Raw genomic sequence first — 26,999 nt, forward strand, 5'->3', positions numbered from 1 at the left:
CCGTACGACGCGTCCTGCACCCCGGTTCCCGGCGTCGACGGAGAGCAGCGCCCGGACCCCGCCGGTCTCGCTCAGGGGTTGGGTGATCGGGGGTGCCCGAGGGGCAGCCTTTCCTGATCAGCCCGGCGGGCGCACTTCAGCGGTGCGGAAGGCGTCCCGCGGCGCGGCGCGGCTGCCGTCGTGGACGCCGTGCGGGAAGGATGACGGGTCATGACGATCGTGTTCCGGGTCCCGGCCGGCGGTGCGGAGCGGGTGGGGTTCGCCTACTCGCCGACGATGGAAGCCGTACTGAGTCTCCATGTGCTGGTGGAGCCCAAGCACCACCCCGTCCAGCACGGCTGGGTGCGTGCGATGCGCAAGCTGTCCCCGGCGCTGAAGCGGGAGATCGAGGCGTTCTCCTACGCGGTGCGCTCGTACTTCCCCGAGTTCCTCTTTCCGCAGCCGACCGGCGGACTGGCGGACTTCGAAGACGAACTCGCCGGCTTGCGCGGGGCGGATCCGGAGCTGGTCCGCCTGGAGTTCGCCGTCCCCCTGCTCACGCCCTGGCCGGGTGGCGGCGAGGGCAGGGATCCGCACGTGCTGGACGAACCGGACGTACGCGGCCTGTTGCGGGAGCGAGTCGCACGGGAAAGCGACGAAGCGATGGCCGCGATGCTCCTCGACGACCCCCGCGCGCTGCTCGAACGGTTCCTGAGCATGCTGGAGCGCTACTGGAGGGAGGCGTTCGAAGAGGAATGGGCACGGCTCGAACCCGAACTCGCCGCCGGTGTCAGCGAGGCCGGACACCAGATCGAGCAGCGCGGCCTGTACGGGATGCTCCGCGGCCTGTGGCCGGAGGTACGCAGTGATCCGCAGGCCGAACGCTTCTGGCTGGAGCGGCCGCACGACCACGAGGTCGCCATCGGCCCGGACGACACACTCGTACTCGCCCCCAGCGCCTATGTGTGGCCGCACGTACGCGTCAACTGCGACGGTCCGTGGCCCCTCGGGCTCGTCTTCCCCGTCTCCTCGATCGTCCGCGAAGCCCGCCCCAGGATCCCGCCGACCAGGCTCGTCGGCACACTTCGCGCGCTCGCCGACGACACCCGGCTGCGCGCCCTGCGACTGCTCGCCGAACGCCCGCGCAGCACACAGGAGTTGGCCCCACTCGTCGGCGTCAGCGAAGCCGCCCTGTCCAAGCACCTGAGGGTGCTGGCGGACGCGGGCCTGCTGGAGCGCCGCCGGGAGGGCTATTACGTCCTGTACTGCCTTGCGCCCGGACAGGTGGCAGGCCTGACCCCCAGCCTGGAAAGCTTCCTGCACGGCAACGAAGAGGCGACTGATTAGCCATCTGCCTAATAAGTGGATCAGACCCCCGCCGGGATTCGACAGTGGCCGCATGTCACTGCTGAGGGACCGCAACTTCCTGCTTCTCTTCGTCGGCCAGGGCATCTCACGCTTCGGCGACGGCCTGTACACCGCCGCGACCGCGTGGCTGGCCTGGTCACTGACGAAGGACCCCACGGCCGTCGCCGTGGTGAGCGTCTCCGCGTTCGCGCCCGCGTTCGTTGCCACCTTCGTCGTTGCCTCGTACGCCGACCGCCGCGACCGCCGGAAGCTGATGATCGCCACCGACCTGGCCCGGGTGGCCGTTGTGGCCGTGGCTTTGGTCCTGCTCTCCCTCAACCTGCTGAGTCTTCCCCTGCTCGTGGCGACCACGGCGCTGCTGGCGCTGATCGGTGCCCCGTTCGCCCCGGCCCGCAACGCCATCGTCCCGCAGATCGTGCCGGTCGACCGCCTCCAGCAGGCCAACGGGCTGCTGCAAGTCGCCTTCCGGGCCGCCTTCTTCGTCGGCCCGCTCATGCTCGCGCCGCTGCTGGCCTTCGGCTCGCTGCAGTCGGTGCTGGTGGTCAACGGACTGACCTTCCTGGGCTCGGCGGTCGCCGTGGCCGCCATCCGCGTGACCCGCCCCGCCCCGACCAGCGGTCAAACGGGGTTGTGGTCCGATCTTGCCGCCGGGCTCAGGGCAGTGCGGGCCGCTCCCGAGGTACTCGTGGTCATCGTGACATTCGTGCTCGCGCTCGCCCTGACCAACGGTTTCCTGACTGTCGGGCTTGTCGCCGTCGTGGGACAGGGTGGCCAGTACGGCCTGCTGCTCGGCGTCGCCGGGATCGCCGAAGTGGTGGGCGCCCTGCTCCTGACCGGCCTGCGCATCCGCAGACTCGCACTGGCCGCGGTGCTGGCGTGGGCCCTGCTTGGGATCTTCCGGGCTCCGCTGGGAACGGCCGCCTCCACGACGGTCGCAGCCCTTCTTCTCACCGCCACTGGGCTGGCCTCGGCCCTCACGGACATTCCCTTGATCGCACTGGTGCAGCAGCGCATACCGAGCCATCATCTGGCGAAGGCGCTCGGCCTGTGGGAGGCCGGAGTGGCCGGAGCCCTGGCGATCTCCCCCCTCGTGGCCTCGACCGCCATCACCCTCACCGGAGTCGAGAACGCCTTCCTGCTCTCGGGAGCCGCCGTTGTCGCCCTGGCCGTGACCGCCACGCTCACCCTCGCATGCGTCGGCGCACGGCAGCCCGGTCAGGGCCCCTTCGCCACTGCCGACGGCACGGCAAACGTCGCGGCAGCGGAAGAAGCGGCGGCGATCACGGCCAAACCGGAGTGACTGCGCGGATCATCGCGGTGCGCAGGTCAGCCCAGGCCCGGGGCGACCTTCGGCTCCTCGGCGTCGACCGCCGCTCGAACGCCTTGCTGTCGAGGCGCAGGAGCCCCGCGATCGGCGGCGTCGGGAACAGGTTCGTCGCCCGCAACGCTCCGCCGACGAGCAGGCGATCTACTTCGTCGGCAGCGGAGTGTTGCGCCCTCGGCCCGCCCGGCCGCCGACCCCCGCACGCTGGTCTTGTCGGCCGCGCCTATCCGGGGCCTGGCCGTGGGGCGTCCGCCCGGGAGGAGCAGGGCGAAGACCAGGCCCAGGGCGACCGCACCCGTGGCGATGAGGAAGGTGGTCCGGAAGCCGTGCAGTGTGGGGAGAGCGACACCGTCCACTTGGTCGCGGTGCTTGCGAGCACGGTGCCGACGACTGCGCTCGCCAGAGGCATACCCATGGATCGCATCACCGTGTTGAGGCCGTTCGCGGCGCCTGTCTCGGACAGCGGGACCGCGCCGGTGATGAGCGCGGGGACTGACCGAGGACGACCCCTGGCAGGCTCAGACGGACTTCCTCAACACCACACTGGAGGCACAGCTGACCGACCCCTCCATCACCGCCGTGCGCTCCGCAGCGGACCACGTCCTGCCCCGCACCACGGAACTCACCGAAGCAATGGATGCCCAGGCCGGCCGGCTGCTCGACCGCGCGCTCGCGGCGGCGACCGTGCGCTCTGCGGTGACCTGGGACGACCTGCGGCTGCTCATGTGCGGGATCGCCTACGCCGCCCCAGATCAACGCCGACGACCCTCAGACCCGGCTCGACTCCGGCCGCCGCTACCTGGGCACGATGCTGCACGGGATGCGCGCCTGAAGCAGCCACGCGTCTGGTCTGAGCGGAAGAGGCACGGGAGGCAGTGCCCGACGCTGTGGCGCGGTCGCCCGGCGACTCGCATGCCCCGAGCACCCTCGGTACGGCCGCCACGCTGGACGGGCTGGTGGCGACGGTGGACGACACCCTCGGTGAGGCGACCGCCACGCTGGACGGCCTCGACTGCGCGCCTCGGCCGGGTCCTGTTTCACGGGGACACTGACCGACCTCTCCATCACCACCGTGTGCGCCGCTCCGGACCAGGTCTGCCTCGCGCCACGGAACGTGATGACCTGGGAGGGGCTGAGGCCGCTCATGTGTGGGGGCATGTACGCAGCGACCACCCACGCCAAAGACCAGAAAGCCCGGGCGGGCCTGTGCCGCCCGCGAACACCCATCTCATGCGTCGCTGCTGACCAGTCGGCCTGCGTACGAGCAGTGCGGTGTATCGACTTGGGCGCCATGGGTACTCCGCGTGGAAACACAGCATGTCGAGCCGCTTCTGGAGAGTTATGACGCAGGGGACTGAAATCGAGAAGGGCAACCGGTTCTGTAAGGCGTGCGGCGCGCCGGCCGAGGACGGGAGGTTGTGCAGTCACTGCGGAACGGTTTTGGATTTCCCCGATGAGCGTGGGCTGATCGAGGACGAGGGTGCTGCGGTGCGGCGGGACTTCGAGGGGCGTGGCCCTGACCCTGACGTCTAAGATCTTCGCGGTCGGGCCGGCCGACGCTGATGCCGAGAGCCGTATCGACTGGTCGATGGTGAGCCTGGACTCACCCGGCCCGGCCACCTGGGCGGTGACAAGGCGTATTCCTCTCGGCGCAACCGCTGCTACCTGCGACGTCGCCAGATCAAGCCCACCATTCCCGAGCCCGAGATCAGCGGGCCCACCGCACAAACGCGGCAGCAGGGGCGGACGGCCCGCCGGCTTCCCCAAGACGATCTAAACGCAGGAACGGAGTGGAGCGGACGATCAACGCGTTGAAGAACCTCCGGGCCGTGGCCACACCCTTCGACAAACGCGCCTACGTCTTCCACGGGTACCGTCACCCTCGCCTCGATCCGGCCCCGCCCATGATCAGCCGGACAGACCCCAGGCCTGCCCGGCGAGGGGATGCCTTCACGTCTCGGCGCGGCGGAACTTACGGTTTGTGGGTGACCCAGAGCAGTTCCGCCGGCCAGCGGTGCGCCCAGTCGGGTGGGTCGGTTTCGTTGTAGCCGTTGGGTGTTCCGAGGTCGGGCCGCGGCTCGATGAGGTCGTCGATGATGAGACCCGCGCCGCGCAGGACCTTGACCCAGCCGCCGTAGGTGAGCTGATAGCTGGTCGCGCCGTCGTCCTCGGCGATGGTGTCCAGCCCGAAGTAGTCCTGCTGCAGCGTCGTGGTCACGCGGCTGGCGGCTTCGTCGTAGCACGCTTCGAACCACGGGCTGGCGACGTTGAACACCAGGCGCCCGCCTGGGCCCAAGACGCGTGCGGCCTGCGGGACGGCCAGGTGCGGGGGCGCCCAGCTGAGCCCACCGAAGTCGCAGAACACCAGGTCGAAGCTGTCGGCGGCGAAGGGGAGTTGTTCGGCGGCGCCTTGCACCAGCGGGTAGCGGGCCGCTCCCATCGCGCGGGCCGCTGCGGCGAGTTGGGCCTCGGACAAGTCGAGCCCGACCACGCTGGCCCCCTCGGCGGCGAGCGCCCTGGACCACTGGCCGGCGCCGCAGCCGAGTTCGAGGACGCGCTTGCCGGTGACGTCGCCCAGGGCGTGCAGGTGCGCGTCGGGGATGGAGTACATGCCCCACAGCCGGGGTGTCGCGCCGATCTGCGGGTCGTGCTTGTGCTGGTAGGCGCTGCTGATCCGGTTCCAGAGCCGCCGGTTGGCGGGGATACTGTCCACGTGCCGACTCCAGCACTGCCTGCCGGGGGCGGTCAACACGATTAGGGCACTGGCCGGCTCTCGCCTCGGTCCGGCCCTGGATCGGCCCATGATTCGCCGGACGAGCCCTAGGTGGCGCTGGAAGCCGGGGGAGGGGGCGGTCGGCCGTGACCTATACGCTCCGCTTCGAACTGAGTCCTGGCCGGGCGGCACCCCGCAGGAGCGTGCCGCGGCCCCGGTGTCGTACCCGATCGACTTCTCCAACTTCGGCGGTGGGAGAACTCTCGCGTCGGCTGGCAGGGCTCGATCGCCTTCACGCCGCGCGGGGCCAGACGGAACTCTTGCCTCCCTGGGCATGAAGTCTCCCCGGCCCACGGCTCGGGGCCTCAGCGCTGGAGTTGCGAAGGCAGCGGCACCCAACGGCGCGGGGCGCCACGATCCATGGCTTCCTGGCCGTCGTGGATCCTCAGCCCGGCCGCGGCACAGGCGTAGGCGAGTGTGTCGGCGTCGTGGGGGAAGTCGGACCGGCGCTGCCAAAAGCGGAAGTGCCAGTACGTGGCCGGGTCGGGCCTGTCCGGATGGAGTCCTATCTCCTCGTGCTCGACGACTTCGCCGTCGCGGGCCAGGGTGCCGAATGTCCCGCCCTTGGGGTTGAAGTAGATGCCGTAGGCGGCGGTACCCGCCGATATCGCCCGCAGAACGGCGTCGTCGCTCGGCATATAGCCCTCCTGCGTGATCACGCAGCCGCCAGGGGCCCCGGGCACGCTCGTCACGCCCACATAGCGGAGGGACTCGTCGTAGTCCATCGGATCGAAGGGGGCGTGCTCGGAGTCTGCTCTGGGGCACTGCGCGGGGTCGGCGCCGAGCCGCCGGATCACCTCGTCCTCGCTCAGGCCCGCCACGAAGCAGATGCCGAGTCCTTCGGTCCACAGCTCCTGCTCGCCGAAGGCCGCGATGAGCGCGTCCGCCGCTGCGAACGCCGCGGCTTCCTCGGCGGGCAGCTCCACCGCGTCAGGCAGATACGCGACGAGTGGCGCGAGCGACGTGGTCAGCAGCAACCGGCCCGGGGACCAGGGTCCGCTCTGCGGCGTCCACACATCGGCCCCGGCGTCGATCAGCGCTTGGACACTGCCCTCGTCCACGCTGCAAGCGGCGTACCACAAAGGTGTGTGTCCGTCGTCGTCGCCTGCGTCGACCTCCGCATGATGCGACAAAAGCGCGGCGACCGCCTCCGCTGCCCCTTGTTCTGCCGTCAGATGCAGCGGAGTGGTGCCACGCCATCCGACGCGGGCGTCGGGCGGTGCCCCTGCGTCCAGCCGAGCACGGATCAGGGCCGCGTCCGCCCAGTCCTGGTAACCCAGTTGCTGCCAGTCGGCCCGCGGCACATAGCGCCTGCGGGCTTCCTCCTGGCGACGCAGCATCTCGCGCTGGTGCCGAGTCAGGGGCGGCGCCAGGAAAGCAGGCGGTCCGCTCACCTCCATGTACCCGAAGGAGCTCGGCTGCTCCGACGGATCCGGCGCCTCGAGCGCCGGCCAGACCTCGAGCGCCCGCGCCGAGGCGGCATGGAGGGCCGCCACGTCGACCGAGGCGCTGGTCTCGGCAATCCCCTCGTCCGGCCACTCCACCACCAGCTGCGCCCCTCCGGCGGGTGGCAGCTCCGGCAGATACAGGTCCACGTCGGTCTTGAAGAGGGACCGGCGGGAATGGTGCAAGCCGGGATCCAGCGGTATCAGTCCGACCGCTTGCGGTGTCGATGCCACGGTCACCTGTCCCTGCGAACCGGTGATCTCCACACTCTGGTCCGTCGTGCCGTCCAGCGAGGTCACCCGGCGGCCGTCGGAGAACAGCAGGCCCACCCGCAACCCGGACTGCCGCCCCCCAGCCGCGCTGTGCTGGCGGGTCCTACGGAAGACCGCCAGGTGCAGGGTGACTGCTTGCGGCCACACGGACCATCCCGTGAGCAGCACCTTCGTGTGCGGACCGGCGCCGAGCACCTCAAGCTGCGACAGCAGCGCAGGAGCGAACCAGTCAGCCGGCGGCCCGTACCGCCCGGCGTCCTCTTCCGGCGGGCCCAGCCGGACCAATGCCGTCCGCTCGGCGGCCGGTTCCTCCGGTAACACCAGATCGTCGAAGAATCCCATGCACCGATCGTGACAGAGGGGTCTGACAGTGAGGGGATCTCGTCCGACTCGTCGGGCACCACGAGCACGTACTCGCCCTCCTTTCACCCGGGCGGTCGCCATGACGATCGGCGGTGTCTGGTCGACGGCCCGCATAATCGATCTCCAGGTCGGCGAGGCGGTCGACGGCCGGCGCGTCCAGGCGGAGGTGACCCCGCACCTGCCAGACGGCGACCTAGGGCCCGGTTTCACCGACATGCGAGGGGAACTCCCGTTCCGAGCACCGAGTACATCCTCGACAACGACGTGAAGTGGTCGGTGCGCACCTGGCAGCCCGCCAGAGCCGTCGGCGGCACGCACCTCCCGCTGAAGCACCCGGTGAAGGCAGGATCGGTCTCCCTACGCGCCGAGCTCAAGGACCGTAACGGCAACACACTCGTCCAGACGATCGAACGCGCCTACCTCATTGTCCCGTAACCTCCTGTGCCCGTCTCTGCCCGGAACGGCCCAAGGGCTGTCCCGGGCAGCGGTGCTCAAGAGCCGGACGAAGCACTGACGAGCTCCGATTTCTGGTCCGTCATCTGTTGGTGGGACAGCAGGCCGGCGATGGCTTGGACGGTGTCGCTCATGTGCTCGCGGCGGCTGAGGTGCCGGGCCCTGGCCCGCCAGTTCTTCAGGTGAGCGATCCCATGCTCGACGCGGATGCGGCGCGAGGAGTGCGCTTTGCGCTGGCGCTCGTAGATCTCCTCGTACCAATCCGGGGCGTGACCTTGCGCGCCCCCTGCCGATACCCCGCCACGCGAACGCAGACCAGTTCACCGCATCGCAAGGCCGCCGATGTCGCCGGGCTCGCCCACCGTCCCCGCCCTTTCTGGCCGTTCACTGCAGTTGCAGGGCTTGGTGCATCCAGCGCAGGCGGTGAAGGGAACGGCGGCGCATCCACAGGACCCAGGAGCACAGCGCGACCATGCCGACCGTGAAGAGAAGGGGGAAGACGAGAGAGCCGCTGAAGACCCCCAGGACGATCATGCCGACCGCGACGAGGCCCATGGCGCCGAGCCAGTACGGCAGCCACTTGCCCGCCCGCTCCACCTGGCCTAGCTGCTCGGTGACCAGCCGTCGCATGGCCGCCTGCTCCTGGGGGTCCTGCGGCACGTCCTGGTGACGGATTTTGCGGTTCAGATCGGCGAGTCCGCCCGCGTCGGTGCCCACAGCGCGGGCGGCCCGGCGGCGCTGGACGGCCAGGACCGCGACGGCGACCCCGGTGTAGAGAGCGCTCTGGAACACCCAGACAGCCGGGTGCTCGTCCCTGCGGAGCAGGGCCGTGATGCCCAGCCCCAGCAGAAAGACCAGAATCGCCTGCGCGGTCAGACTGCGGTCGAGTAAGCGCCTGAGTGAGAGCACAGCGCGGACCTCCTCGAGGGGGAGTCGGGACAGCGTCGTCGCCTTTCGGATACCCCGCGTTCTCCCGCTCATGGAGGCAGTTCGTGGCCGCGCTCACAGGCGGCGGCTGGGCACGCGCCCGAGCGGATCGACGCCTCCCAGTGCTGGTCGCGCTGGTCCCCTCGGCTTGTACGCAATCCGTAAGTCACCGACGCGCTGCGAGAGGTGTACTTCAGGACGGCGGCGGCCGCACCGGGAGCCTGGGCGAGGTCCGCTCCACCGACACCGAACACCTGAAGCTGTAGAGAGCGAACACCACGCGCGTCTCGGACCGATACGGTCCGGGGCCCGCTCGCCTATCCGCGTGCTTGCGCCGCGTTGATACTCCACTGGGACGGTGTCCATCCTGCGCCTCTCTCCTGGGTGGAGTTGGCAGCGGCGGGGGAGAAAACGCCCCCGTCCGAGCCGATTGCCGCGTGGGGAGGACGACAGGGGGCGAACCAACCATGGTCGTGGAGCCCGCAGTGGGAGGCGACAGCCGGCCAGGCGCTCGCTCACCTTCTGGTCGCCTCCCAAGGGCAGCCGGTGAAGGTCCCGGACGGTCTGACCGCAGAGGTGTTCCAACGCGCGCTCGACACTCTGCTGCCGGCAGGCACCCCGAAGCGGCGCGCTGTCCTGGCCGGGGCCGGGACAGATCTCCCCGGATGCGGGCGCCGACATCCTCCTCGTACCAGTCCATCCCCAGACGGGCCGGATCTGGACCCCCGCCGGCCGGACCGCGTCGGTATACCTGGTGCCCCTACCGCTGGGGGTATGGCTGTGGCTGGTCTCTCCCGAACCGAACTTGCCGGTTCCCGCATCAGTCGCATAGCCCAAGAGGCCTTCCGCGACGATCCGCCCCCACTCCTCCCCACGCAGCAGTTTCGGGTCGACCGGGGAACGTTCCTTGGTCCGGCTACCAGCCGTGCGCAACCCGTGGCTGCGCACGATTCTCGGGAACCTCACGCAGAGCACCTCGGCTGGCCTCTTCTAGCTTGGCCGGCATCTACTGCCCAATCTCGGGTTCTGGTTCGGGTGCTCTTGTGTGGCGAGAAAGTCTCGCGCCGCGGAGGTGATCCGGTCGCGGATGTGCTGCTGGGCCGGAGGTTGATCGTTCGGCAGGTCGGGCGCTCTCGCCAGATCAACGATGGGTTACAGCGCGTCGGGTAGTCGAGTTCGGCTGCTGCTTCCTCGTAGATCAGCTTCGCTCCGTGCACGGGATCGAGTTGGCACGTCACGATCTGGCCGGCCCACCACTGGGCAGCGGTCCATCGCGCCTTGGCAAGATCGTCTGAGGTCGGCGGCAGCAGATCCAGCTCTTCCAGCACAAGGTCGAACAGCTCTCGGGCCTGGGGATACTCACCACGCGCGAGGCCGGCCAGCAGGGGAAGCGAGGGAGCCTCGATGTCGGTCATCAGGGCGTCCAGGCCCAACTGGACCAGGTCGGCGTCCCGGGGGCGCTGCCAGGGTGCCATGGCCAGGTCTGCAGCGGCCATGCGGATCAGGCGGAGAGCCGTGATGGCTGTGATGGCCACCGGCAGCGCGGCGGCGGCCACGAGGTCCAGCCCATCCGGGATTTAGCCGCGAGACGGCGCTGTGGCTGATGGACACTCCGAACGCCCGGGCCATCGGGGCGTCGGTCCGGCAGGCGAGGGCAGGACCCACTGCGGCGAGAGCCGACCATAGCCGCTTCGTTCACCTGCTGTGCCCGCTGGATCAGTCCCGGCATCCGCTGAGCGGACGTGCGCCGAGCGCGCGAAGGCTCCGGATAAGTAGTGCCGCTGGTCTCGCAGTTGAGAGCCCACCAGACGTCTTCGTCGTTGCCGGTTGATCGGCGGAGGGGGTGCGGAGGGCGGTCGGGACCTGCTCGGGCGCCCTGCTGGTAGTGGCGCTGTGACGGTCGCTGCGCCCCGTCGTCTACTCGGCGTTGTGTATCGCCTACGGCCTTCGTCGGTGGCGGTGTGGGCTATTGGTCGGGGGTGCGGGCCAGGGCCCGGGTGCCTCCGCGCGCCGTGTTGCCGGCTCTTGCCCGAATCTCCTCCCCGGGGGAGAGTCGGGCCCGCAATCGGACCGTCGCGCACCCGCGACGGTCCGTTCAGCGCCCCCCTGAGGAGTGACACCATGAAACGATCGCGCCCCAGAATCTGGCTCCTGGCCGTCGTCACGTCCGTGTTGAGTGCAGCACTGGCGTTATCGCCCGCACAGCCGGCGGCGTCCGACCCCATCGGTGTCCTGCGCACCCTCGACTGGGAACAGGCGGCCGACCGCACGCTCCCTGCCACGGCCCCCGCCACTTTCCTCAAGCAGTGGGGCACTACATACGGCGCCACCAACGTCACCGGCCCCACGCGCGAGGGCTCCCACGCGGCCCGGTTCGAGCTGCGCAAGACCGATCCGGTCGTCTCCAGCAGCAAACGGGCGGAGATATCGCAGCGCGACGAGCAGCCGGCGAACGCCGAGCGGTGGTACGGCTTCAGCATCAATCTGGCATCGAGCTGGGCCTATGACACCTCGGCCGAGATCGTCAGCCAGTGGCACCAGTGCGACGCCGGCTGCCCGGGCGGCTCACCACCCCTGGCGCTCCTGACCGACGAAGGGCGCTGGAAGATCGACTTCCGCGGCCAGTTCCTCGATCTGGGTGCCTATACCACAGGTGTCTGGGTGGACTGGGTATTCCATGTCACCTGGCGCACTGACAGCAGCGGCGTGCTGCAGGTCTGGAAGAACGGCGAACGTGTCGTGAACCGTACCGGCGCGACCCACGGCGGCGGCCCGCGCTCGCCCTACTTCAAGTTCGGCATCTACAAGTGGGACTGGAACACCGGCGCCCCCTCCAGCACCACCCAGCGCGTGATGTATTACGACGCCCTGCGCCTGGGCGATGAGCGCGCCGTCCACGCTGACGTCGCACCGCAGCGGACTTGCACGCGGGCCGCGCCGGTGACCTCCGCGACCGCCACCACCCACGAGGCGGCGAACCCGCCCGCCAACGCCGTCGACGGCGATCTGGCGACCCGTTGGTCCGGTCAGGGCTTCGGCGCCGCGCTGATCCTCGACACCGGCGCGCCACGCCAACTGTGCGGCGCGAGGGTGGCCTGGCACCGCGGTGACCTGCGGTGGAACGACTACACCATCCACGCCTCGCCGGATGGCGTCTCCTACACCAAGGTGTGGGAAGGTCGCAGCTCGGGGACGACCACCGCGCTCGAGACCGTCCTTTTCACCACGGGGCCCGTGGACGTCCGCTACCTGAAGATCTCCTTCTGGGCGAACCCCGAGAACGACTGGGCGAGCATCACCGAAACGAGCCCCCTGAGCCTCTGACCGGCCCCCCGGGCTACCTCGACGACTCGGTATGGAGTCTGGTCCAGCGCTCACGACGGGCCCCTGCACTGCCGGTACGAGTGTAAGGCCGAACGCCTTCTTGCCTTCGTGGCGTCGCCAGTGTCCTCATCTGCTGGCGGCGGCACGCTGTTTGAGGTGGCCGCCGACACGGGCGACATCAACACGATCCCGGGGAGGTACGGCACCACGAACTTCCTGACACGGCTCACCGAACGCAGGAAGATCGACCAGAACCGGGAGAAGGCGTGCCCGTCGAGCCTGGTACGCCCGCCGGGTAAGTCCTGCGACGAGTACCCCTTCGCCGGCACCTGGCAGGGCGCCAAACACAGCGGCGGTGAATTCAGCTGCTGCATGATCAATGCCAGGCAGAACACCGATGCGGGCAAGGAGCTCAAGGGCTTCTACACCTACAGCCGCGTCCTGGAAGGCGACCGGTTCCTGGTACGGATCAGGTAGCCCAAGCCATATGAGACCCAACGAGGCCACCGTGAACGAGCCAGCCCGTACAGGCACAGCCCTGGTGCACGCCGAGTACCACCTTTTCCAGATCACGGACCCGCAAGGGCCTGTGGCCGACGACCCGGACGCAAGCCACACCGGCCTGGTGGCCGCCGACGGCGGAGCCATCGAGGTGACCACCGGGATCCACACCGGAGACGTCCACGTCACCGTCGAGCCGCACTCGAAGCGGCCCAACCCCGCCCAGGGCTGGGAGGAGATCGCTGAGATCTCCTGCAACTCCCCGTCGGGGGAACTGTTCGTGACGTCTTCCATGGATGACCCTGCGGATCTGCCCTCGCTGGCTCACCAGGGTCCCGGCTCCTACCGGCTGCGCGTCCACGCGCGCGGCCGCGACAGGGCCGTCGACCAGACGACGCTGGACGAAGCCGTGGAGTCGTATCTGATCCAGAGCTGGCCCGCCGCACCCCAGGACGCTCTCCTGGTGCAGCCGACAGACACCTACGGGGCCCAGGTAAGAGCCCAGCCTGCCGAAGACACCATCGTCGTCGACCACGAGGACTCACTCGACACCCAGATCGGCCGGGAACGCGACATCCTGCGCAGGGCCGGACGCGGCGACTACTCCTGACCGCGATCAGCGCCCCTTCTGGTTGGGACAGCTGTGCTGGCCCAACCGGAGAACGTCGGATTTCCACGTCAGTTGCCCTCGCAACGGCACTGCGCAGTGCCGTTGCGAGGGCAACTAAGAAGCCGTATCTCAACCGAGCGTGATCCTTGATTTCTGCTGGTCAGGCATGGTGTAGCTCGGAATGAGAGATGCATCCGGAGTCTAGTTTCCGCTCCGTGAGCGAGGGGTGCGCGATGGCGTCGGTGCTGGGAATGCTGGAGGAGCGGGAGACAGCGGCCCGTGTGCGGGTGGAAGGGCTACGGGAGGAAGTCGTCCGGTTGGCTGAGGCGTTCGAGGCCGCCGAGATCAAGCTGGACCGGCGGGTGATCGCGCGGGAAGAGCTGGTCGAGGCCCTGGCAACCTCGGCTGCCGAGACCACCGCCGGGACCGAGGCCGAGGAGAAAGCGGTGCTGTCACTCGCGCCGGTGCCGGGCTCGACGGTGCCGCCCTGGCGGGAAGGGCTGCCGGTGACGGTTCTGGCGCCGGACTATCAGTGCATTCTGGGCGTGCTGGAACAGCAGCGATCCATGGGTCACGGACCGCTTCGGGCCAAGGAGATCGCGGTGGAGCTGGACCTTGACGTGACGCCGGCGAAGGTCGAGGGGCGGTCGAAAGCCCGGCGCCTGGCGGAGCGCGGGTGGCTCCTCCTGGAGGCGTCGGGGGCGTTCAGTGCCGGCCGGCGGACCGTGGCCGCCCCAGACGCCGGCTCATCCGCGTGACCATCGACCACCGGATCATCGCCTCGCTGGTGGCGGGCAGAGTCTCGTAGTCCCGGGCCAGAGGCGGGAGTTCATCAGCCACGCGAACGTGCGCTCGGCCACAGCGCCTCGGCAGCACCACGAACCCTGCCATGTCGTCGGTGCGCTTGACGATCTCCAAGGTCAGGGCGAGTTTGTCCCGGCACCAGCCGACGACGGAGCCGGTGTAGCCGCCGTCGGCCCACATGAGGGTGATGTCGCGGTGCAGACGGCGCAGCACCAGCAGGCCCGCCGCGGCGTCCCGGTCGCCGATGTTCGCGGCGGTGACCGCGACGGCCAGGAGCAGGCCGAGGGCGTCGGTCACGATGTGCCGCTTGCGGCCCGGCACCTTCTTCCCGCCGTCGTAGCCGCGTGAGGCGGCCGGCACCGTCGCGGCGGCCCGCACCGACTGCGCGTCGATGATCCCCGCCGTGGGCTCGGCCTCATGGCACTCGCGCTCACGCACCCGTCCGCGCAGCCGGTCGTGGAACTCGGCGATCAGCCCGTGCTCGGGCCAGCGGCGGAAGAAGGCGTAGACCCGGGCCCATGCGGGGAAGTCGGCGGGCATCGCCCGTCATGAGATCCCGCCCGCGACCAGGTAGCGGATCGCGTCCAACAGCTGCCGGTGGCAGTAGCCCTCGGGCCGTCCACCCCGCCCCTGGAACCAGGCCGGCACGGGCAGCAACGGCCGGACGGCCGCCCACTCCGCGTCCGTCATGTCCGACGGGTACCGGCGTACCCGGTCCGCATGGTCGGCCGCGTTGCCGTACACGTGCGCGAGGCAATCGCACGACACGGCGGGCGAGTTGAAGTCAACGTGCTCGGGCACGTACAACAAAGACAACAGGGCCTCCGGAAACCACTCGGAATGGGATCGCACCCCCGCGCCACCAGGAGGCCCTGCTTTCACGCGCGGAACCGCCGCAGTCACCCGATCGAGACTCCCGTTCGATCGACAGCCTTCGGGATCGGACGAGCAACAACCACTTACGTGTCGGGATGCTCCGGCAGGGCGAGCCAGTCCGACCAGGAGATCTCGCGGCCGAGGAAGCGCGGCTGCTCGAACGGCCAGTCGGCGGCGATCCACTGCGGCACCAGCGCGTCGAGGGCCTGCTCGACCTTGCTGCCCACCAGCTCGTCCACCACCCACCAGGAGATTTCGCCGTCCGCGCCGGCCCTCTCCGGTGGGTCGATGTAGACACAGCCGAGCAGAGCTGTCTCCGCCGCGTCGAACAGCGCGTAGTTGAAGGACTGGTGTGCGGCGATCTCCTTCTCGTGCCGCAACAGGTCGGCCTGGTCGGCCTCGTAGGTCATGGTGGCCGCGGGCCAGCCCCAGGCCGGGCCGAAGATGGTCCACAGCCGCTCACGCGAACCCATCACAGCCGGATAGTCGAGCGGGGTGTCCGCCTCCCGGATCGGCCGCAGGTGGTGACCACCGCCCGGCAGCGGTACCAGGACGGGGTGGACGAAGTCATCGGGAAGCCAGCTCATGGCGCCCGACCGTAGCAGCGCGCGGCCGTCCGATCCCCTGGATTATCCCCGCATACCGCCAGGCCCTGTTCTCATGCTGGGCAGGGCCCGCGCTCCCCCGATCGAGACTCCCGTTCGATCGACAGACTCCATGATGGGTACAGCAACGGCTTCTAAGGTCAGCGGGTGCTCCAGTGGGTGGCGCCGGCCTCGACGGCCTCAACGGAGCGGTGTCGGAGGAGGCGGCCGAGCCGGTCTGGACCGGTATAGGCCGGTGGATCTCCCGCGACGGCGACTGACGGCTTTCGGCTAAGGGCGTGGCTGCCGTGACCGTGGCACACCGGCAGCGCGGTTCTCTCCTGGTTCCGGGTACGCCGGTCGGCCGGTTCAGGGCGTGCCCCGGGGCGGTGTAGGCGTTGCTGATGCCGTTGAGCACGGCGGCGCGCGTGGCGTTTCGCCGGTGGGTGGTCTTGGCGCAGGTCTGCTGGTACTCGGTTAGCAAGGCGGCGGCCTCTACCATTGCCTCCACGGCCTTCCTACGCTCCACAGGATCGTCTGGATCCAGGACATACGCCGGGTCGACGACGGCGGGCCCTTGCACGCGAAGGGCCCGCAATGCCTCTTCGGCGGCTGTGACCGGGGCCGCCCCGGTAGCCACCTGTCGAACGATGAGTTGGTTGGTCAGCCGTAGCAGCAGGGGCCACCGACCGGTTGCCTTGAGCAGAGACTCAACGAGCCTGTCGGGCAGGGATGGCAGCTCCCAGGTGAGCACCAGCCGGGCTTGCACAGCGGACATCTCATCGACCTGAAGATTTCATGCCGGAGGGCAGGATGCCAGGAACGCGAGTGGTGACTAGGCGCACGCAGCGGCGCCCACCGATCAGGAAAGGAGCTAGGTCCTCTCTTTCGGATCTTGACGGTTCCCGGATGGCACTCCCTGCTCCTGGGGCTGGGAATGCCCCGAGGTTGGGCGCCTGCAGATTCCTTAGGGCGAAGTCCCGGGCCTGTCCGCCGGGCGGGCGAGGTCGCAATCCGGTGGCCACCTTCTCCCCAACGTCCCTAGGGTCGCTGGGATGACACACAACACAGTTGATCCGGCGACGATCACACCGGAGATGGCTGCTCAGATCCGCACGTGGCGATGCGATGAGGACTACTCCTGGCGCGCTGTGGCGCAGGCCGCGTCCGACCTGTGGGGGGCCGAATGGGGCAGCAATCAGCTCTTCGGAGAAGACCTCTGCGTGGCCGCAGCGAAGCTGCTGGGCGAAAACCCCTACCGGGAACCTTGGAACTGATTCTCGGGTCCCTGGTTCAGCGGGCGGACCAGATGAAGATGCCGGCGATATGAAGTCCGGCTCGAAAGACGGTGGCGGTCTTCTCGTAGCGGGTTGCCAGGCCGCGCCAGTTCTTCAAGCGGTTGATGCAGCGTTCGACGGTGTTGCGTCGTTTGTAGGCCTCGGCGGTCGAACGAAGGTGGACGGCCTCCTCGGCGGCCTTTGCGCTTGCGGTTGGCGACTTGATCGGCCGGTTGGGGAATCACCGCCCGGATTCCTCGCCTGCGTAGGTGTGGGTGGGTGGCCCGGGACGAGTAGGCCCGGTCCGCCAGGACCACCAGGGGCCGCGTGCGTGGTCGGCCGATCGCTCTGGGCACGCGCAGCGCGGCCATGACGTGCTCGAACGCGGGCGCACGCGATCGGGCGCTCCCGCGGTGGGCTGACGACAAAGATCCACCTTGCCGCGGACAGCCGTTGCCGACCGCTGTGCTTTGTCCTCACGCCCGGTCAGGCGAATGATTGGTGGCCGGGCTCGGTGGCCGGGGCCCCTTTTTGCGGGCCCCGGCCGCGTGCTGATGGGCGCGCACGATTGTGGAATCGACCGCGACGACCCAGCACAACCGTCTCCGGCGGCCGCGCCCGCGTGCTCACCAAGCCGTCCTGAACACCTCCGCACGGCATCGGCACCGACCGCGTCGGAGCCCGGGCCACCGCCTTCCGCTCAGGAACCCAGTCACTGCTGAGTGCGTGGAATTCGGAATGGCTGTACCGGCCGGGGTAGCTGGTGCGCGGCTGTTGGTCGATTGGCTGGTCGCGCGGTGGGCGGCACTTCCAGGCTGGTACTGGGCGTCTACGACCCGAACAGCGCCAGTAAGTCGGCTACGAGTCGTGGTGGGAGCAGGGCCGGTTGGTGCTGCTGGACTTCGATTCCTCGGGTGGCGCGGTTCGCCTGCGGTACCAGCCTGGTCTGCTCGACGGCTTCTCGGGGGTCGTTCAGGCTGCGGAGTGACATCATCACGAGATTCTCAGGTGCGGTAGCGGGCCAGCTCCCATGGGTCGTGCGCGGAGAAGATCTCGACCTGGTCGCCGTGGTCACGGATCAGCTCGCGGAGTCTGGCCTGAGTTCCGAGCCGCAGGTCGCGGTGCGCCTGTGAGTGCGTCTGGACGATGTCCAGCAGCGGGTGGGGTTCCTTCAATTCGCCGACTTCCCGGTGGTAGTAGTAGGCGTCGCCGCAGTGGAGAAGCCACCGGTCGCCGTTCAGCACGGCGACCCCGGTGTGGCCGACTGTGTGACCCCCGAGGGGGATGAGTTTGATCTCTGGTGGCAGTCCCTTCGGCTCCAACGCGGTGAAACCGAACCACTGCTCGCCAAGCTCGTGATCGTAGGTGACCCATTCGGGTTCGTGTGCCCAGTGGGCCGGGCGGTAGCGGAAGCTCGGCGCCTCGGCGCGCGCCACGGCGAGTTCGGCGGCCATCACGTGGACTTGGGCGCCGGGGAAGTCGGGAAGGCCGCCGCTGTGGTCCACATCCAAGTGGGTCACGATGATGTGGCGCACGTCGGATGGTGCATGGCCGAGCCTGACGACCTGCCGGATGGCCGTCTCCTCCTCGTCGAGCGCGGGTTGTGCCATCTCGACCCACTCGGCGCCGAGCGTGCCGCCCGGATCCCAGATGTTGCCGAGGCCCAGTCCGGTCTCGACCAGGACCAAGCCGTCGGCGTCGGTCTCGACCAGCAGGCAGTGATTCACGGCAGGTGTGGGCTGTGGGCCGTCGTAAGTGGCTTCGATCGTCCGGACCGATCCGCAGTTCAAGTGATGGATCTTCATGGCGACTAGGCTGCAACTTAAACTGCGATTCAAGTCAAGGGGACTCGATGGATGAAACGTTGTTGGACATCGCCGAGGTCGCACGGCGCTCCGGACTGACACCCTCAGCCCTGCGGTTCTACGAGAAGAAGGGCCTGATCGCCCCCGCGGGCCGCAACGGCCTTCGCCGCACCTACTATCCGGACGTGTTGGAACGCCTGGCGCTGATCACATGTGCGCGCGGCGCCGGATTTTCGATTGCTGAGATTGGCCGGTTCCTCGTGGCGCGGCCGTCCGACGCGGACCTGCGCGTCCGCATGGCCGCCAAGGCCCGCGACCTGGATGAGCAGATCGGCCAGCTCAAGCGGCTCCGCGATAGCCTCCGGCACGCCGCGGTCTGCGACCACGAGCTCATCGTTGACTGTCCCGGCTTCAAGCAGGCCGTCGGCAATGTCCGCACCAGCCCCTAGCCCAGGCGGCTCTTTCTAGTGATCATCGCCGGGCACGGACGAGTTGCAGTTCAGCGGCGGTTACGGGGCCGGGCGGCCGCCGGGGTGCGAACCTGAACAGCTACACGTACATGGACCAGTAGCGACCGACAACCGTCGCGGCCCTCGCCTACAGCGAGGCTCCCGCCAGCACTCAAGGAAACGGCCAGCCAGCCACCACACACGCCAGGACTCTACGAGTCCGGGTTCCTGCCGGTGACGGCGATGTTGATGCGGTCGACTTGGAGCTTGGCGAAGAACTGCAGGTCGTGGTTCTTGGGTAGGTTTTCTCCGATGATGAGAGCGACGACAGTGCCGACGCGCAGGGCCACGACCTTGAAGGGGTCCTTTCGGTAGGCGTTCGTCTCATCGGCGCCAGCTTCGACGGAGAGGGGCTTGATCTTGCTCGTGTCGCCCTCGTGCTGCCCGGCAGCCATCGTCTTCATGCCGACCTTGGCGCTCTCCACCGAGTCGTAGGCGAGAAGCGTGAAGTCCGCATCCGTGTCGCCGCCAGAGTCCAGCATGAGGTGCTGCGTCGGCCAGGGATGTGAGCCCTGCACAGCCCCAGTCGCCCACGAGCTCACAATGCTTTCTGGCCTCGCTGCCCTCCAGGACACGGGGTTCCATGCCCTTCCAGCCCTTCGGAGCTACCAGCTTGCTGGGGATGGCCTGAGCCACCTGGGAAGGGTTGAATTGCGCGGCTACCGCGCCGTTGCCGCTCTCGCCGCTGTTGTCTTCCTCGCTGCCGTCGCCCGAACAGCCAGCCAATGCCAGTATCAGCGCAAGACCGGCGGCCGCATTGCGTGCCGTCCAAAGCATCGTCACGTACTCCCCGTTCGTTTCCATGATCGACTATCGGCCATATGCATACCATGACTTCTATGAGCAGGTCGTCTGCTGCAGCGTGCGGCAGCCGACCACACATGGCCGGGCGGCGGCCGTGACACCGTGGCCGTCCAGGCCGACATGCTGCTCGACGGCTACCAGAGGACCGGGTCGCCCGAAGAACTCCCCGCCCACCCCGCAGGTGTGCCGAGCGCTGCAGGGTCAGCCGCCGAACCGGATAACCTCGCGAGTCGGGCTCTTGCTGGATCTCCTACGCTGAGGACGGCGAGATCCTCTCATCCGTCGACCGCCTTTTCCCGGACAGCGACTACAACACGCGGTCTGAGGTGCTCGAGCGGCTCACCGGCATGTGGAAGCAATCAGCAACGATGACCGTGCCGAGGCGTACGCGTACGCGCGCGGTGCGAGCGATCCAGCAGCGGTTGCGGTGCCCGGTGCCGCAGGAAGCCGATGAGCGCCGCCTCCTCGCCATCAAGATCGCAGACGGGTACTGAGTAGGCGGTGGCCGGGCCACCGGAACCACCTGCCTCTACCTCATGCACCGCGTCACGGTGCGAAGCAGCTCGGGCTGTGTCGGCGCGGGCATGTCGTCGGCTGAGCGCGGGCAATGCTGAACTATGGCTACGGATGGTGGCGTTGCGGCCGGAGTACAGGTCTGCTCTCTCAAGGTCGATACACCTCAGCTGATCTCGCCGGGGACCGCGTACAAGATGGTCCGGTTCCCCTACGGAGCGGCGGAATCGACGGACCGATTCGAGATGCACCAGGCCGTCCAGCCGGACGGCTATGTGGTGAGTGACTGGGCGACAGACGACCGTAGCGGCCTGATCTGGCCGTCTAAAGCCGGCTGGGGCCACCTGCACGCGATGATCCAGTGGGAGTCCGCCAGCGGCACGGCCGGCTACACCGAGCTGCGCGACCAGTACGTCCGTGACCCGCTGGGCCTGACGCCCAATCCCAACGACACCACAGGCACCGAGCACCGCACGCCGACGCCCGGCGGCCAGTACTACGTCAAGAACCATGGCGTCTTCGTTGTCCCGGGGACCCCGGTTGCGCTCCGTGTTACGCACAACGACGCCACCCCGCGTCTGTTGACCCTCGCCGAGTTCAAGCTCGTCATCCACGATGCTGCCTAGGCCGGTCGTTTCGACCCTCGGGCTGCGGGCTGTTGTCGGCTGTGGTGCGGGGTAGGGGGCAGCCGCGCCGCAGTCGTTGCGGTTGATCTTCAGGGAGCGGGTCTGGTCGTTGAGGTTGTAGCCGCTCAGGTCGTGGATGGAGCCGCTGCTGCGGGTGACGCACACGTGTGGCGGATCGAGCTGCCGCGGTCACGGATTGCGGAGGGAAGGTCCGTCACGCTGCCGTCCATGGCATGCCGCACCCATGGCTGACCGCCGAAGTTGATCTCTGGGCAGATGTACACGTAGCCGGAGGGGCAGTCGATTGCTGCCTTCATGACGCTCGAAGGGGGGCTTGTTGGTGTATGGGGCGGCGGCTGGCCTGGTGTGTTGCTGGTTCGCTGAGAGGCGGGGTGGGCGGCTTCGGTGGGGAGGTCGGGCTGTGTGATGTGGGGCTGTGTGTTCTGCGCTGAGCGTGGCTGGGTTCGTTGTAGGTAGCTCTGGCGTTAAAAGGCTCGGCGGGCGTTTGTGCTGGTCAGGGCTAACTCCAGCTCGGGCCGGTCCCAGGCCACGGCGGGCGGGTTCGCGGAGACGGTCCCGGTGAGCAGCGCGCCCACGCTGCGATAGAACCCCTCGGCCGGAGGATGCGACACCACCCGCACACGGTCCAGCCCCGCCGCGCGGGCCTCGGCCTTCATGTGCTCGACCAGCAACCGCCCGATGCCGCGTCCCTGCATCCCGTCCTCGACGAAGAGCAGTTCAAGCTCCGGCGGCACGAGGACCAACGAGTAGAAGCCGAGCACCCGTCCCTCGGAATCACCGGCGTCGACAGCCACGAAGACCCGATGCGTCTCGACGTAGTCGGGCCCGACGCGGTAATCCGCGACCATCGCCGCGTACTGCCCCCCGTAGGCACGCGAGCCCCGCACAAGCCGCGTGAGCCGCTTGACGTCCCGGGCCACAGCCCGGCGTATGACGATCCCGCCGCGCATGGATGTACTACGCACCTGCATGTGGAGCATCTTACGCATCCCGAAGGGACGGGTGAGTCCCCGCTGCGCACCGGGGCCCCGGCTCACCAGGGGCGCCCTGCGGCGTGCGCCCCGAGGAGTGTGGCGACTCAAGTAAGCTACCGCTCGGTAATTTCCAGGGGGAGTTCTCGTCCGGGGACTCTGGGCCCGCGCGACGGTCGACCAGCCGTGCACCCGCGGGCCCTCGACGTAGGGCATGTATGCATCACCGATTGACGCGGCACACCGTCGCATTTCTGGTGGCCTTGGCGGTCTTGTTCGGCCCGGGTCTGGGGGAGAAGACCGCTGCGGCAGCCGACGGCATCGAGAAGCGGCAGGCGGCCGTCAGCGCCGCCGAAAAACTCGCCAGCATCGTCAGGTCCGCCGCCAAGTACTCCGGCTGCGGCGGCAAGCCGCTGCTCGAAAAGCCCGCCTGCTACCGGGAGTTCGCCGACAAGGCGATCCGGGTCGGGGCCGGCGTGGGCGTGGCCGCGTACGCCATCCACTACCTGCACAAGGACAACACCCAGCACTTCGCCAACCTCCGCAAAGAGCTCGTCGGGTTCACCGAGCTGAAGGAGGCGGTCAAGCAAGACCCCGCCGCCATCACCGACCCGGCCCTGCGGGCCAAGGCGGAGAAGCAGATCCGCGCCGCCTACGCCGCCGCGCAGGCGGACGTCGACCACCGGCTCGCGAAGGTCAACGAGACCATCCAGACCGTGGTGGCCCTGGCCGAGGTCACCGTCGCGTTCCTGCAGATCATCTTCGCGCTGGCCGCGCTCGTCGGCGACCCGGAGTTCCAGAAGGCGGCGAAGAGCATCAGGACCGGCCTCGAGGGCATGGGCAAAGACCTCGACAAGATCAACGCCGGCCTCAGCCAGATGAGCCACGCCCTCGACGACATGAACGACGCGCTGGGCGAGGTGAACGGCGCCCTGGACCAGATGAACCGGGGGATCGGCCAGGCCAACAAGGGCATGGACGAGATGAACCGGGGGATCGGCCAGGCCAACAAGGGCATGGACGAGCTGAACAAGCATGTGCCCGGCATCAAGAAGGGCGCCGAGAAGCTCAAGGAACTGCCCGGCATCGAGTTCGACTTCTCGCACCTCAAGGACACCTGGGGCTCCGGGACCTCCGGGCTCGACGCCGACGAGCAGCAGCGTCGCATGGGGCTGCTGCTGGACCTGCTGCCCGGCATCGGTGACGGCAAGGGCATCGTCGAGGCCGTCACGGGCAAGGACCTCGCCACCGACGAGGAGCTCAGCGGCTTCGACCGGGCCACGGGCGCGCTGGTCGTGCTGCGCTGGCTCAAGACGGGCAAGAAGGCCCTCGGCGGCGACGATGTACGGACCGCTCGCAAGGGCAAGTGCGTCGCCGGGAGCGTCACCGACAACAGCTTCCCGGCCGGGACCCTGGTCCTCATGGGCGACGGGGGCAGCACGCCGATCGAGCGCGTGCGCGAGGGCGACGAGGTGCTGGCCACCGATCCCGCAACCGGCTCCACCCGGGCCGAGCCGGTGACCGACCTGATCACGGGATCGGGGGAAAAGCGCCTGATCACGCTTGTCGTGGACACCGACGGCGCGGCGGGAGAGCGCACGGACACGATCACGGCGACGGACCGTCACCCGTTCTGGACGCCGGGCCCGGGAGTGTGGACCGATGCCGTCGACCTCACCGCGGGAACGGGGTTGCGCACCAGCACAGGCGCGGACGTGGAGGTCACCGCGGTTGCAACCCGTACCGTCGAACAGACGGTCCACAACCTCACCGTCGCCGGCGCGCACACGTACTACGTGCTCGTCGGAAGCACGCCCGTCCTGGTCCACAATGCCAAGAAGAACAAGTGCAGCCTCGAGATCGACCACGTGGGCCAGGTCGACCAGGACTGGGTTACCAAGGGCGCTCACGTCAACATGAAGGACGGCATGGAAGTGGCACTGCGCCCGGATGGCCAGGGCGGCATCCGGGGCGAGGCGATCCGGTTGCGGAACGGCACCGCAACGCAGAAGCAGGTCGACGCCGTCGTGGCGACGATCAAGTCCGACCCCAAGGTGCGCGCTGACATGATCAGGGTGACGAAGGCCGCCAAGGAGGTCTTCGAGTCCAGTGCCAAGGCCATGAAGGAAGGCCGCAATCCGCAGTGGCGCTTCAGCAACGACCGGACGGCCGAACTGCAGGCCCTGATAGAAGCGATGGAGAGGATGTAGATGTCCGACCTGGACTTCTACGCCCACGTCGCCACCCGCGGCGACGTGTTGGGAGTGGGGATCGGCGCGCAGCCCGCCGAATGGGAAGCCACGCTGGGCGCCGACTGCCTCGACACCGAGGACGGCAGCCTGTTGCGCCGGGACTACGGGCTGGTGGAGCTGTCGTTCCAGGAGGAGGACGGCGCCTGGCCCTGTTTCGGAGTGAGCGTGCAGGTGCACCGTCTGCGGTGGGACACCGAGTCATCCGTCCCGGCGGCCCTGCGCGGCGCCTACGGCACCTTCGCTCCCTCCACGCGCTTCGAGCACCTGGCCGCCGCGATCACCGGGCTCGGCTGCTCGGTCGAACCCGACCCGGACGAGGACGGTACGTCCGGGGACATGCGCCGCTACCGGGTGCTCGAGTCCGGCGTGAGGATCTTCGTCCGCGCGGACGGACACGCCCAGGGGCACTCGGGTGAGGTCTGGAGCCTCAGCGTGTCTCCCGCGTGGTGGCGCGCGGCGCGCTGAGCCCTCGGGGCGGGCCGTGCCACCACCTGTGCGGCTCACCCCAGCCACGTGGCCGGCTCCGAGGTCTGCCCGACCTCGGGACCGGCTGCCCAGATGGCCCGCGCCGCTCACTGCGCGGTGTCCCGCACACTACGAGTCGGCGCACAAGCGCGCATCGGCCGGTCAGGCTCGATCTGCGGTGCGCAGGGCCCGCGCCAGCCACTCCAGTTCCTCGGTCGCGTCGGGCGACGCATGCTGCCCGCGCACGCGGGCGACGAGCGTGCGGTAGCGCTCCGCCCCTGCCTCGAAGTTCGTTCAGTACGGCTCACTCCTCGTCACTGACCGGGACCTCGCTGGTCCAAAGACGGGAGTAGTCGCTGCCCGGATCAAGAGGGCCTTGCAGGCGGCCGTGGCGGTCACTGGTCACGGTCATCGTGGCGCCGGTGGGCAGGTGGTGCAGGCGCCATCCGTCTTCGTAGGAGCTCTCCACCCGCAGCCCCGGCAGTCCGATCTGGGGGAACTTGTCGCGGCCGACGAGCCAGCAGGTCACGTTGGAGGGGGCTCGGGTGGTAATCACCAGAGCGTCGTGGCGGGGGAGACAACAAGGGTGCAGCGCGTGATGTCGGCCAGGCTGACGTGGCGCGGCCACAGGCTGGTTGGGCCGTGGTTGAACATGCCGAGGGCCAGCAGCGCTCGCAAGCGCCGCTGCGGCGCTGTGCAGATGTCGAGGCGCAGACCGCTGGGAAGCGGAGGGATGTTCGCCACACGACGGACGATCCCGGGGGGCAGCAAGCGCGGCGGTCTCTCGGGTGTTGCCAGCGCGGAGACGGGCAGCCTGGCGGCGGGGTGAACCGGGACCCCTGGCGCTACCTGCAGTTCCAGCTGCCGGCAGCCTCCAACAGCCTGCACGCGCACCCTTGGCTGCTCAACTGGGCGGGTCCTTCGCTGTCACACATCGGGGCCTGAGCGGAACGCCGATGTGAGAAGCAGCGGACCTCATCGACACCGCCACGCTCAACAGCCCTGGCTCGCCAGCCAGAAACCGCCAGCCACGGCTCCCACCGCACCGGCCCCTGCTCATCCATACCGGTCATGATCGCTCGGTACCTCCGCCGCCCGATCCGGACCAGCTCTAGACCCGGGAGCTACAGCGGGGGACACGTGTGGGTTCCGCGCTCATCGGGCCGGGTCGCGATCTGATCGGTGCGCACGCGCAGCGCCTTCTCCGCGGGGTTGGCCGTGCCCTTGGCCCGTTGCGGATCCCACAGCCAGGTTTCATCGCCGGTGATATCGAACGCGAGGACCGGATGGCCGGTGGGTAGCGGTCCCGGCTGCACGGCCGTCTTCGCCTCGTCGAGGGGGCTCACGCAGACCAGCCGGGCGCTGATGCCGAAGAAGGCAGAAGGATCATGCCCGGCCGCGGCCTGGCCAGCGGTGCTTTGGGCGGCGGAGGTGGCGGAAGACAGACCCAGGATCAAGGCCGCCGTCATCATCACGGTGAGCGTGCCGACAGTGGCGATGCAGTAGGACTTCGAACCGGTGAACCAGTAGAAGTGCCGGGCCCAGCCGAGCGCGGCCAGCCCGCACAATGCGGCGATGGCGCAAAGGCCGGCCGGTTTCATGCCGGCAAGATACATCCAGAGAGGATCGACGTTGGCAGCCGAGAGCGTGTGCCAACACGGTCGTAGTCGATGGTCTCGACGGAAGCGGTGTAGACGGTCTCGAGGTTGGAGGGTGGTGGGGTGATGGCGGCAAGGAATGCCGAGGCACACGGTCAGGTAGACGCCTCGGGCCAGCCGCGTGCATCGCCGGGTGCGTTTGGATGGTCCGGGCACACGCCAGGAGGCTTTGGCGGCTCTTCGTCGGATGCCGGGGCCCCCACGCCGGAGGCTGGCGCCTGGGCGGCCGCCTGATGGGGCCGCCCCCGGGCCGAGTGTCAGATGTCCAACTTGTCGGTGTTCAACGACGCCCTCCATGACGTGCGGCCGGGAATCGCGTCCGCCCAGGCGCCGCTCCAGATACAGCCGCTGCCGGTGGGCGGCCACGACCTCGGGTGGGTTCGGCAGAGAAGCTCGGCGAGATGATCAACACTGAGCTGACCTCATGTATACCGCGAGACTGACTGGGGATTCGGATGGTGGCGGACCTGCCCCGTGCCCCAGCTGTAGTTCGC

Annotated in this window: 25 protein-coding genes and 8 pseudogenes; 17 read left to right on the forward strand and 16 right to left on the reverse strand. The window is 68.7% G+C overall.

The window, feature by feature from the left end; all coding sequences use genetic code 11:
• The first annotated feature begins 210 nt into the window (after positions 1 to 210).
• Both HNR57_RS26650 and HNR57_RS26655 read left to right on the forward strand, forming a co-directional pair.
• Complete coding sequence (locus HNR57_RS26650) at positions 211 to 1,326, forward strand: ArsR/SmtB family transcription factor (RefSeq protein ID WP_184563613.1); 1,116 nt, start codon at positions 211 to 213, stop codon at positions 1,324 to 1,326.
• A 52-nt stretch (positions 1,327 to 1,378) separates the two neighbouring features.
• The gene (locus HNR57_RS26655) at positions 1,379 to 2,647 is read left to right on the forward strand and encodes an MFS transporter (protein ID WP_184563615.1); all 1,269 of its coding nucleotides are present in this window, start codon (positions 1,379 to 1,381) and stop codon (positions 2,645 to 2,647) included.
• Between the two features lie 26 nt (positions 2,648 to 2,673).
• Here HNR57_RS26655 and HNR57_RS40915 read toward each other — a convergent pair.
• Positions 2,674 to 3,167 (reverse strand): annotated as a pseudogene (locus tag HNR57_RS40915) (hypothetical protein); the annotation flags it as partial.
• 59 nt (positions 3,168 to 3,226) lie between these two features.
• On the opposite strand from HNR57_RS40915, the pseudogene HNR57_RS40920 reads away from it, so the two are divergent.
• From HNR57_RS40920 to HNR57_RS26665, 3 genes and pseudogenes are all read left to right on the forward strand, one after another.
• A pseudogene (locus tag HNR57_RS40920) lies at positions 3,227 to 3,397 on the forward strand (TetR/AcrR family transcriptional regulator); the annotation flags it as partial.
• Positions 3,398 to 3,546: 149 nt separating this feature from the next.
• The gene (locus HNR57_RS26660) at positions 3,547 to 3,723 is read left to right on the forward strand and encodes a hypothetical protein (protein WP_184563617.1); all 177 of its coding nucleotides are present in this window, start codon (positions 3,547 to 3,549) and stop codon (positions 3,721 to 3,723) included.
• A gap of 550 nt (positions 3,724 to 4,273) precedes the next feature.
• Positions 4,274 to 4,579 (forward strand): annotated as a pseudogene (locus HNR57_RS26665) (IS5/IS1182 family transposase); the annotation flags it as partial.
• Between the two features lie 64 nt (positions 4,580 to 4,643).
• Here HNR57_RS26665 and HNR57_RS26670 read toward each other — a convergent pair.
• Together HNR57_RS26670 and HNR57_RS26675 are read right to left on the reverse strand one after the other, a co-directional pair.
• Positions 4,644 to 5,384: a class I SAM-dependent methyltransferase gene (locus HNR57_RS26670; protein ID WP_184563619.1), complete on the reverse strand. Its 741-nt coding sequence runs from the start codon at positions 5,382 to 5,384 to the stop codon at positions 4,644 to 4,646.
• A gap of 365 nt (positions 5,385 to 5,749) precedes the next feature.
• Positions 5,750 to 7,504, reverse strand: coding sequence for an ankyrin repeat domain-containing protein (locus tag HNR57_RS26675; RefSeq protein WP_184563621.1), 1,755 nt, complete (start codon positions 7,502 to 7,504; stop codon positions 5,750 to 5,752).
• Between the two features lie 136 nt (positions 7,505 to 7,640).
• Here HNR57_RS26675 and HNR57_RS40925 point away from each other — a divergent pair.
• Positions 7,641 to 7,960, forward strand: a pseudogene (locus HNR57_RS40925) (hypothetical protein); the annotation flags it as partial.
• Positions 7,961 to 8,362: 402 nt separating this feature from the next.
• Here the strand turns inward: HNR57_RS40925 and HNR57_RS26685 are convergent.
• The gene (locus HNR57_RS26685; RefSeq protein WP_184563623.1) at positions 8,363 to 8,887 is read right to left on the reverse strand and encodes a hypothetical protein; all 525 of its coding nucleotides are present in this window, start codon (positions 8,885 to 8,887) and stop codon (positions 8,363 to 8,365) included.
• 372 nt (positions 8,888 to 9,259) lie between these two features.
• On the opposite strand from HNR57_RS26685, the pseudogene HNR57_RS39770 reads away from it, so the two are divergent.
• Positions 9,260 to 9,899: pseudogene (locus tag HNR57_RS39770) on the forward strand (hypothetical protein); the annotation flags it as partial.
• Here HNR57_RS39770 and HNR57_RS26690 read toward each other — a convergent pair.
• A complete protein-coding gene (locus HNR57_RS26690) occupies positions 9,868 to 10,461 on the reverse strand; it encodes a hypothetical protein (protein WP_184563778.1) in 594 nt (197 codons plus the stop codon). The pseudogene HNR57_RS39770 and the gene HNR57_RS26690 sit on opposite strands and share 32 nt — an antisense overlap.
• 565 nt (positions 10,462 to 11,026) lie before the next feature.
• Here HNR57_RS26690 and HNR57_RS26695 point away from each other — a divergent pair.
• The 4 genes from HNR57_RS26695 (at position 11,027) to HNR57_RS26710 (ending at position 14,098) form a co-directional block, all read left to right on the forward strand.
• The gene (locus HNR57_RS26695) at positions 11,027 to 12,229 is read left to right on the forward strand and encodes a heparin lyase I family protein (RefSeq protein WP_184563631.1); all 1,203 of its coding nucleotides are present in this window, start codon (positions 11,027 to 11,029) and stop codon (positions 12,227 to 12,229) included.
• A 156-nt stretch (positions 12,230 to 12,385) separates the two neighbouring features.
• Positions 12,386 to 12,706, forward strand: a complete 321-nt coding sequence (locus HNR57_RS40640) for a NucA/NucB deoxyribonuclease domain-containing protein (RefSeq protein ID WP_313674835.1) — start codon at positions 12,386 to 12,388, stop codon at positions 12,704 to 12,706.
• A gap of 10 nt (positions 12,707 to 12,716) precedes the next feature.
• Positions 12,717 to 13,340, forward strand: coding sequence for a hypothetical protein (locus HNR57_RS26705; protein WP_221343019.1), 624 nt, complete (start codon positions 12,717 to 12,719; stop codon positions 13,338 to 13,340).
• Positions 13,341 to 13,573: 233 nt separating this feature from the next.
• Entirely contained in the window at positions 13,574 to 14,098 is a 525-nt protein-coding gene (locus tag HNR57_RS26710) for a hypothetical protein (protein ID WP_246554949.1), read from the forward strand.
• On the opposite strand, the gene HNR57_RS26715 is transcribed toward HNR57_RS26710, so the two are convergent.
• The 3 genes from HNR57_RS26715 to HNR57_RS26720 all read right to left on the reverse strand — a co-directional run bounded on the left by HNR57_RS26715 (position 14,046) and on the right by HNR57_RS26720 (position 15,607).
• Complete coding sequence (locus HNR57_RS26715) at positions 14,046 to 14,684, reverse strand: transposase (RefSeq protein ID WP_246554950.1); 639 nt, start codon at positions 14,682 to 14,684, stop codon at positions 14,046 to 14,048. The two genes, HNR57_RS26710 and HNR57_RS26715, sit on opposite strands and share 53 nt — an antisense overlap.
• A 6-nt stretch (positions 14,685 to 14,690) precedes the next feature.
• Positions 14,691 to 14,945 (reverse strand): transposase, encoded by a 255-nt coding sequence (locus tag HNR57_RS39775; RefSeq protein WP_246554952.1) that lies wholly within the window; start codon positions 14,943 to 14,945, stop codon positions 14,691 to 14,693.
• 158 nt (positions 14,946 to 15,103) lie between these two features.
• Complete coding sequence (locus HNR57_RS26720; protein WP_073492597.1) at positions 15,104 to 15,607, reverse strand: GNAT family N-acetyltransferase; 504 nt, start codon at positions 15,605 to 15,607, stop codon at positions 15,104 to 15,106.
• A gap of 1,052 nt (positions 15,608 to 16,659) precedes the next feature.
• On the opposite strand from HNR57_RS26720, the gene HNR57_RS26725 reads away from it, so the two are divergent.
• Entirely contained in the window at positions 16,660 to 16,881 is a 222-nt protein-coding gene (locus tag HNR57_RS26725) for a hypothetical protein (protein WP_184563633.1), read from the forward strand.
• 16 nt (positions 16,882 to 16,897) lie between these two features.
• Here HNR57_RS26725 and HNR57_RS39780 read toward each other — a convergent pair.
• Positions 16,898 to 17,264: pseudogene (locus HNR57_RS39780) on the reverse strand (transposase); the annotation flags it as partial.
• Positions 17,265 to 17,275: 11 nt separating this feature from the next.
• Between HNR57_RS39780 and HNR57_RS26735 the strand changes: the two are divergent.
• A pseudogene (locus HNR57_RS26735) lies at positions 17,276 to 17,380 on the forward strand (IS5 family transposase); the annotation flags it as partial.
• 25 nt (positions 17,381 to 17,405) lie between these two features.
• On the opposite strand, the pseudogene HNR57_RS40930 reads toward HNR57_RS26735, so the two are convergent.
• Positions 17,406 to 17,474: pseudogene (locus tag HNR57_RS40930) on the reverse strand (transposase); the annotation flags it as partial.
• Positions 17,475 to 17,885: 411 nt separating this feature from the next.
• Positions 17,886 to 18,686 (reverse strand): MBL fold metallo-hydrolase, encoded by an 801-nt coding sequence (locus tag HNR57_RS26740; RefSeq protein WP_184563635.1) that lies wholly within the window; start codon positions 18,684 to 18,686, stop codon positions 17,886 to 17,888.
• A 47-nt stretch (positions 18,687 to 18,733) separates the two neighbouring features.
• Between HNR57_RS26740 and HNR57_RS26745 the strand changes: the two genes are divergently transcribed.
• Positions 18,734 to 19,135, forward strand: coding sequence for a MerR family transcriptional regulator (locus HNR57_RS26745; RefSeq protein WP_184563637.1), 402 nt, complete (start codon positions 18,734 to 18,736; stop codon positions 19,133 to 19,135).
• A gap of 212 nt (positions 19,136 to 19,347) precedes the next feature.
• Here HNR57_RS26745 and HNR57_RS26750 read toward each other — a convergent pair whose 3' ends face one another.
• Positions 19,348 to 19,677 carry a hypothetical protein gene (locus HNR57_RS26750; protein ID WP_184563639.1) on the reverse strand — a complete coding sequence of 110 codons (330 nt, stop codon included), beginning with the start codon at positions 19,675 to 19,677 and terminating at the stop codon, positions 19,348 to 19,350.
• Positions 19,678 to 20,616: 939 nt separating this feature from the next.
• Between HNR57_RS26750 and HNR57_RS26755 the strand changes: the two genes are divergently transcribed.
• On the forward strand, positions 20,617 to 21,138 hold the full coding sequence (locus HNR57_RS26755; protein WP_184563641.1) for a hypothetical protein: 522 nt from the start codon (positions 20,617 to 20,619) through the stop codon (positions 21,136 to 21,138).
• Positions 21,139 to 21,623: 485 nt separating this feature from the next.
• On the opposite strand, the gene HNR57_RS26760 is transcribed toward HNR57_RS26755, so the two are convergent.
• Complete coding sequence (locus HNR57_RS26760) at positions 21,624 to 22,130, reverse strand: GNAT family N-acetyltransferase (RefSeq protein ID WP_184563643.1); 507 nt, start codon at positions 22,128 to 22,130, stop codon at positions 21,624 to 21,626.
• A gap of 257 nt (positions 22,131 to 22,387) precedes the next feature.
• Between HNR57_RS26760 and HNR57_RS26765 the strand changes: the two genes are divergently transcribed.
• Entirely contained in the window at positions 22,388 to 24,340 is a 1,953-nt protein-coding gene (locus HNR57_RS26765) for a pre-toxin TG domain-containing protein (protein ID WP_184563645.1), read from the forward strand.
• On the forward strand, positions 24,341 to 24,847 hold the full coding sequence (locus HNR57_RS26770; RefSeq protein WP_184563647.1) for a hypothetical protein: 507 nt from the start codon (positions 24,341 to 24,343) through the stop codon (positions 24,845 to 24,847).
• Between the two features lie 304 nt (positions 24,848 to 25,151).
• Here HNR57_RS26770 and HNR57_RS26775 read toward each other — a convergent pair whose 3' ends face one another.
• The 3 genes from HNR57_RS26775 to HNR57_RS26785 all read right to left on the reverse strand — a co-directional run bounded on the left by HNR57_RS26775 (position 25,152) and on the right by HNR57_RS26785 (position 26,448).
• Complete coding sequence (locus HNR57_RS26775; protein ID WP_184563649.1) at positions 25,152 to 25,403, reverse strand: hypothetical protein; 252 nt, start codon at positions 25,401 to 25,403, stop codon at positions 25,152 to 25,154.
• Complete coding sequence (locus HNR57_RS26780) at positions 25,400 to 25,591, reverse strand: hypothetical protein (RefSeq protein ID WP_184563650.1); 192 nt, start codon at positions 25,589 to 25,591, stop codon at positions 25,400 to 25,402. Before HNR57_RS26780 ends, HNR57_RS26775 begins: the two co-directional genes overlap by 4 nt.
• A 380-nt stretch (positions 25,592 to 25,971) precedes the next feature.
• Positions 25,972 to 26,448 carry a hypothetical protein gene (locus HNR57_RS26785; RefSeq protein WP_184563652.1) on the reverse strand — a complete coding sequence of 159 codons (477 nt, stop codon included), beginning with the start codon at positions 26,446 to 26,448 and terminating at the stop codon, positions 25,972 to 25,974.
• Positions 26,449 to 26,999: the final 551 nt, after the last annotated feature.

This window comes from Streptomyces paradoxus (assembly GCF_014202475.1).
GTDB classification, from domain to species: Bacteria; Actinomycetota; Actinomycetes; order Streptomycetales; family Streptomycetaceae; genus Streptomyces; species Streptomyces paradoxus.

Excerpts from the sequence above, each read along its gene's own strand:
- HNR57_RS26650 (WP_184563613.1), top strand. The coding sequence starts at position 211 with ATGACGATCGTGTTCCGGGTCCCGGCCGGCGGTGCGGAGCGGGTGGGG.
- HNR57_RS26655 (WP_184563615.1), top strand. The coding sequence starts at position 1,379 with ATGTCACTGCTGAGGGACCGCAACTTCCTGCTTCTCTTCGTCGGCCAG.
- HNR57_RS26675 (WP_184563621.1), bottom strand. The coding sequence starts at position 7,504 with ATGGGATTCTTCGACGATCTGGTGTTACCGGAGGAACCGGCCGCCGAG.
- HNR57_RS26695 (WP_184563631.1), top strand. The coding sequence starts at position 11,027 with ATGAAACGATCGCGCCCCAGAATCTGGCTCCTGGCCGTCGTCACGTCC.
- HNR57_RS26705 (WP_221343019.1), top strand. The coding sequence starts at position 12,717 with ATGAGACCCAACGAGGCCACCGTGAACGAGCCAGCCCGTACAGGCACA.
- HNR57_RS26710 (WP_246554949.1), top strand. The coding sequence starts at position 13,574 with ATGGCGTCGGTGCTGGGAATGCTGGAGGAGCGGGAGACAGCGGCCCGT.
- HNR57_RS26715 (WP_246554950.1), bottom strand. The coding sequence starts at position 14,684 with ATGCCCGCCGACTTCCCCGCATGGGCCCGGGTCTACGCCTTCTTCCGC.
- HNR57_RS26720 (WP_073492597.1), bottom strand. The coding sequence starts at position 15,607 with ATGAGCTGGCTTCCCGATGACTTCGTCCACCCCGTCCTGGTACCGCTG.
- HNR57_RS26725 (WP_184563633.1), top strand. The coding sequence starts at position 16,660 with ATGACACACAACACAGTTGATCCGGCGACGATCACACCGGAGATGGCT.
- HNR57_RS26740 (WP_184563635.1), bottom strand. The coding sequence starts at position 18,686 with ATGAAGATCCATCACTTGAACTGCGGATCGGTCCGGACGATCGAAGCC.
- HNR57_RS26745 (WP_184563637.1), top strand. The coding sequence starts at position 18,734 with ATGGATGAAACGTTGTTGGACATCGCCGAGGTCGCACGGCGCTCCGGA.
- HNR57_RS26750 (WP_184563639.1), bottom strand. The coding sequence starts at position 19,677 with ATGCTGGACTCTGGCGGCGACACGGATGCGGACTTCACGCTTCTCGCC.
- HNR57_RS26755 (WP_184563641.1), top strand. The coding sequence starts at position 20,617 with ATGGCTACGGATGGTGGCGTTGCGGCCGGAGTACAGGTCTGCTCTCTC.
- HNR57_RS26760 (WP_184563643.1), bottom strand. The coding sequence starts at position 22,130 with ATGCAGGTGCGTAGTACATCCATGCGCGGCGGGATCGTCATACGCCGG.
- HNR57_RS26770 (WP_184563647.1), top strand. The coding sequence starts at position 24,341 with ATGTCCGACCTGGACTTCTACGCCCACGTCGCCACCCGCGGCGACGTG.
- HNR57_RS26785 (WP_184563652.1), bottom strand. The coding sequence starts at position 26,448 with ATGAAACCGGCCGGCCTTTGCGCCATCGCCGCATTGTGCGGGCTGGCC.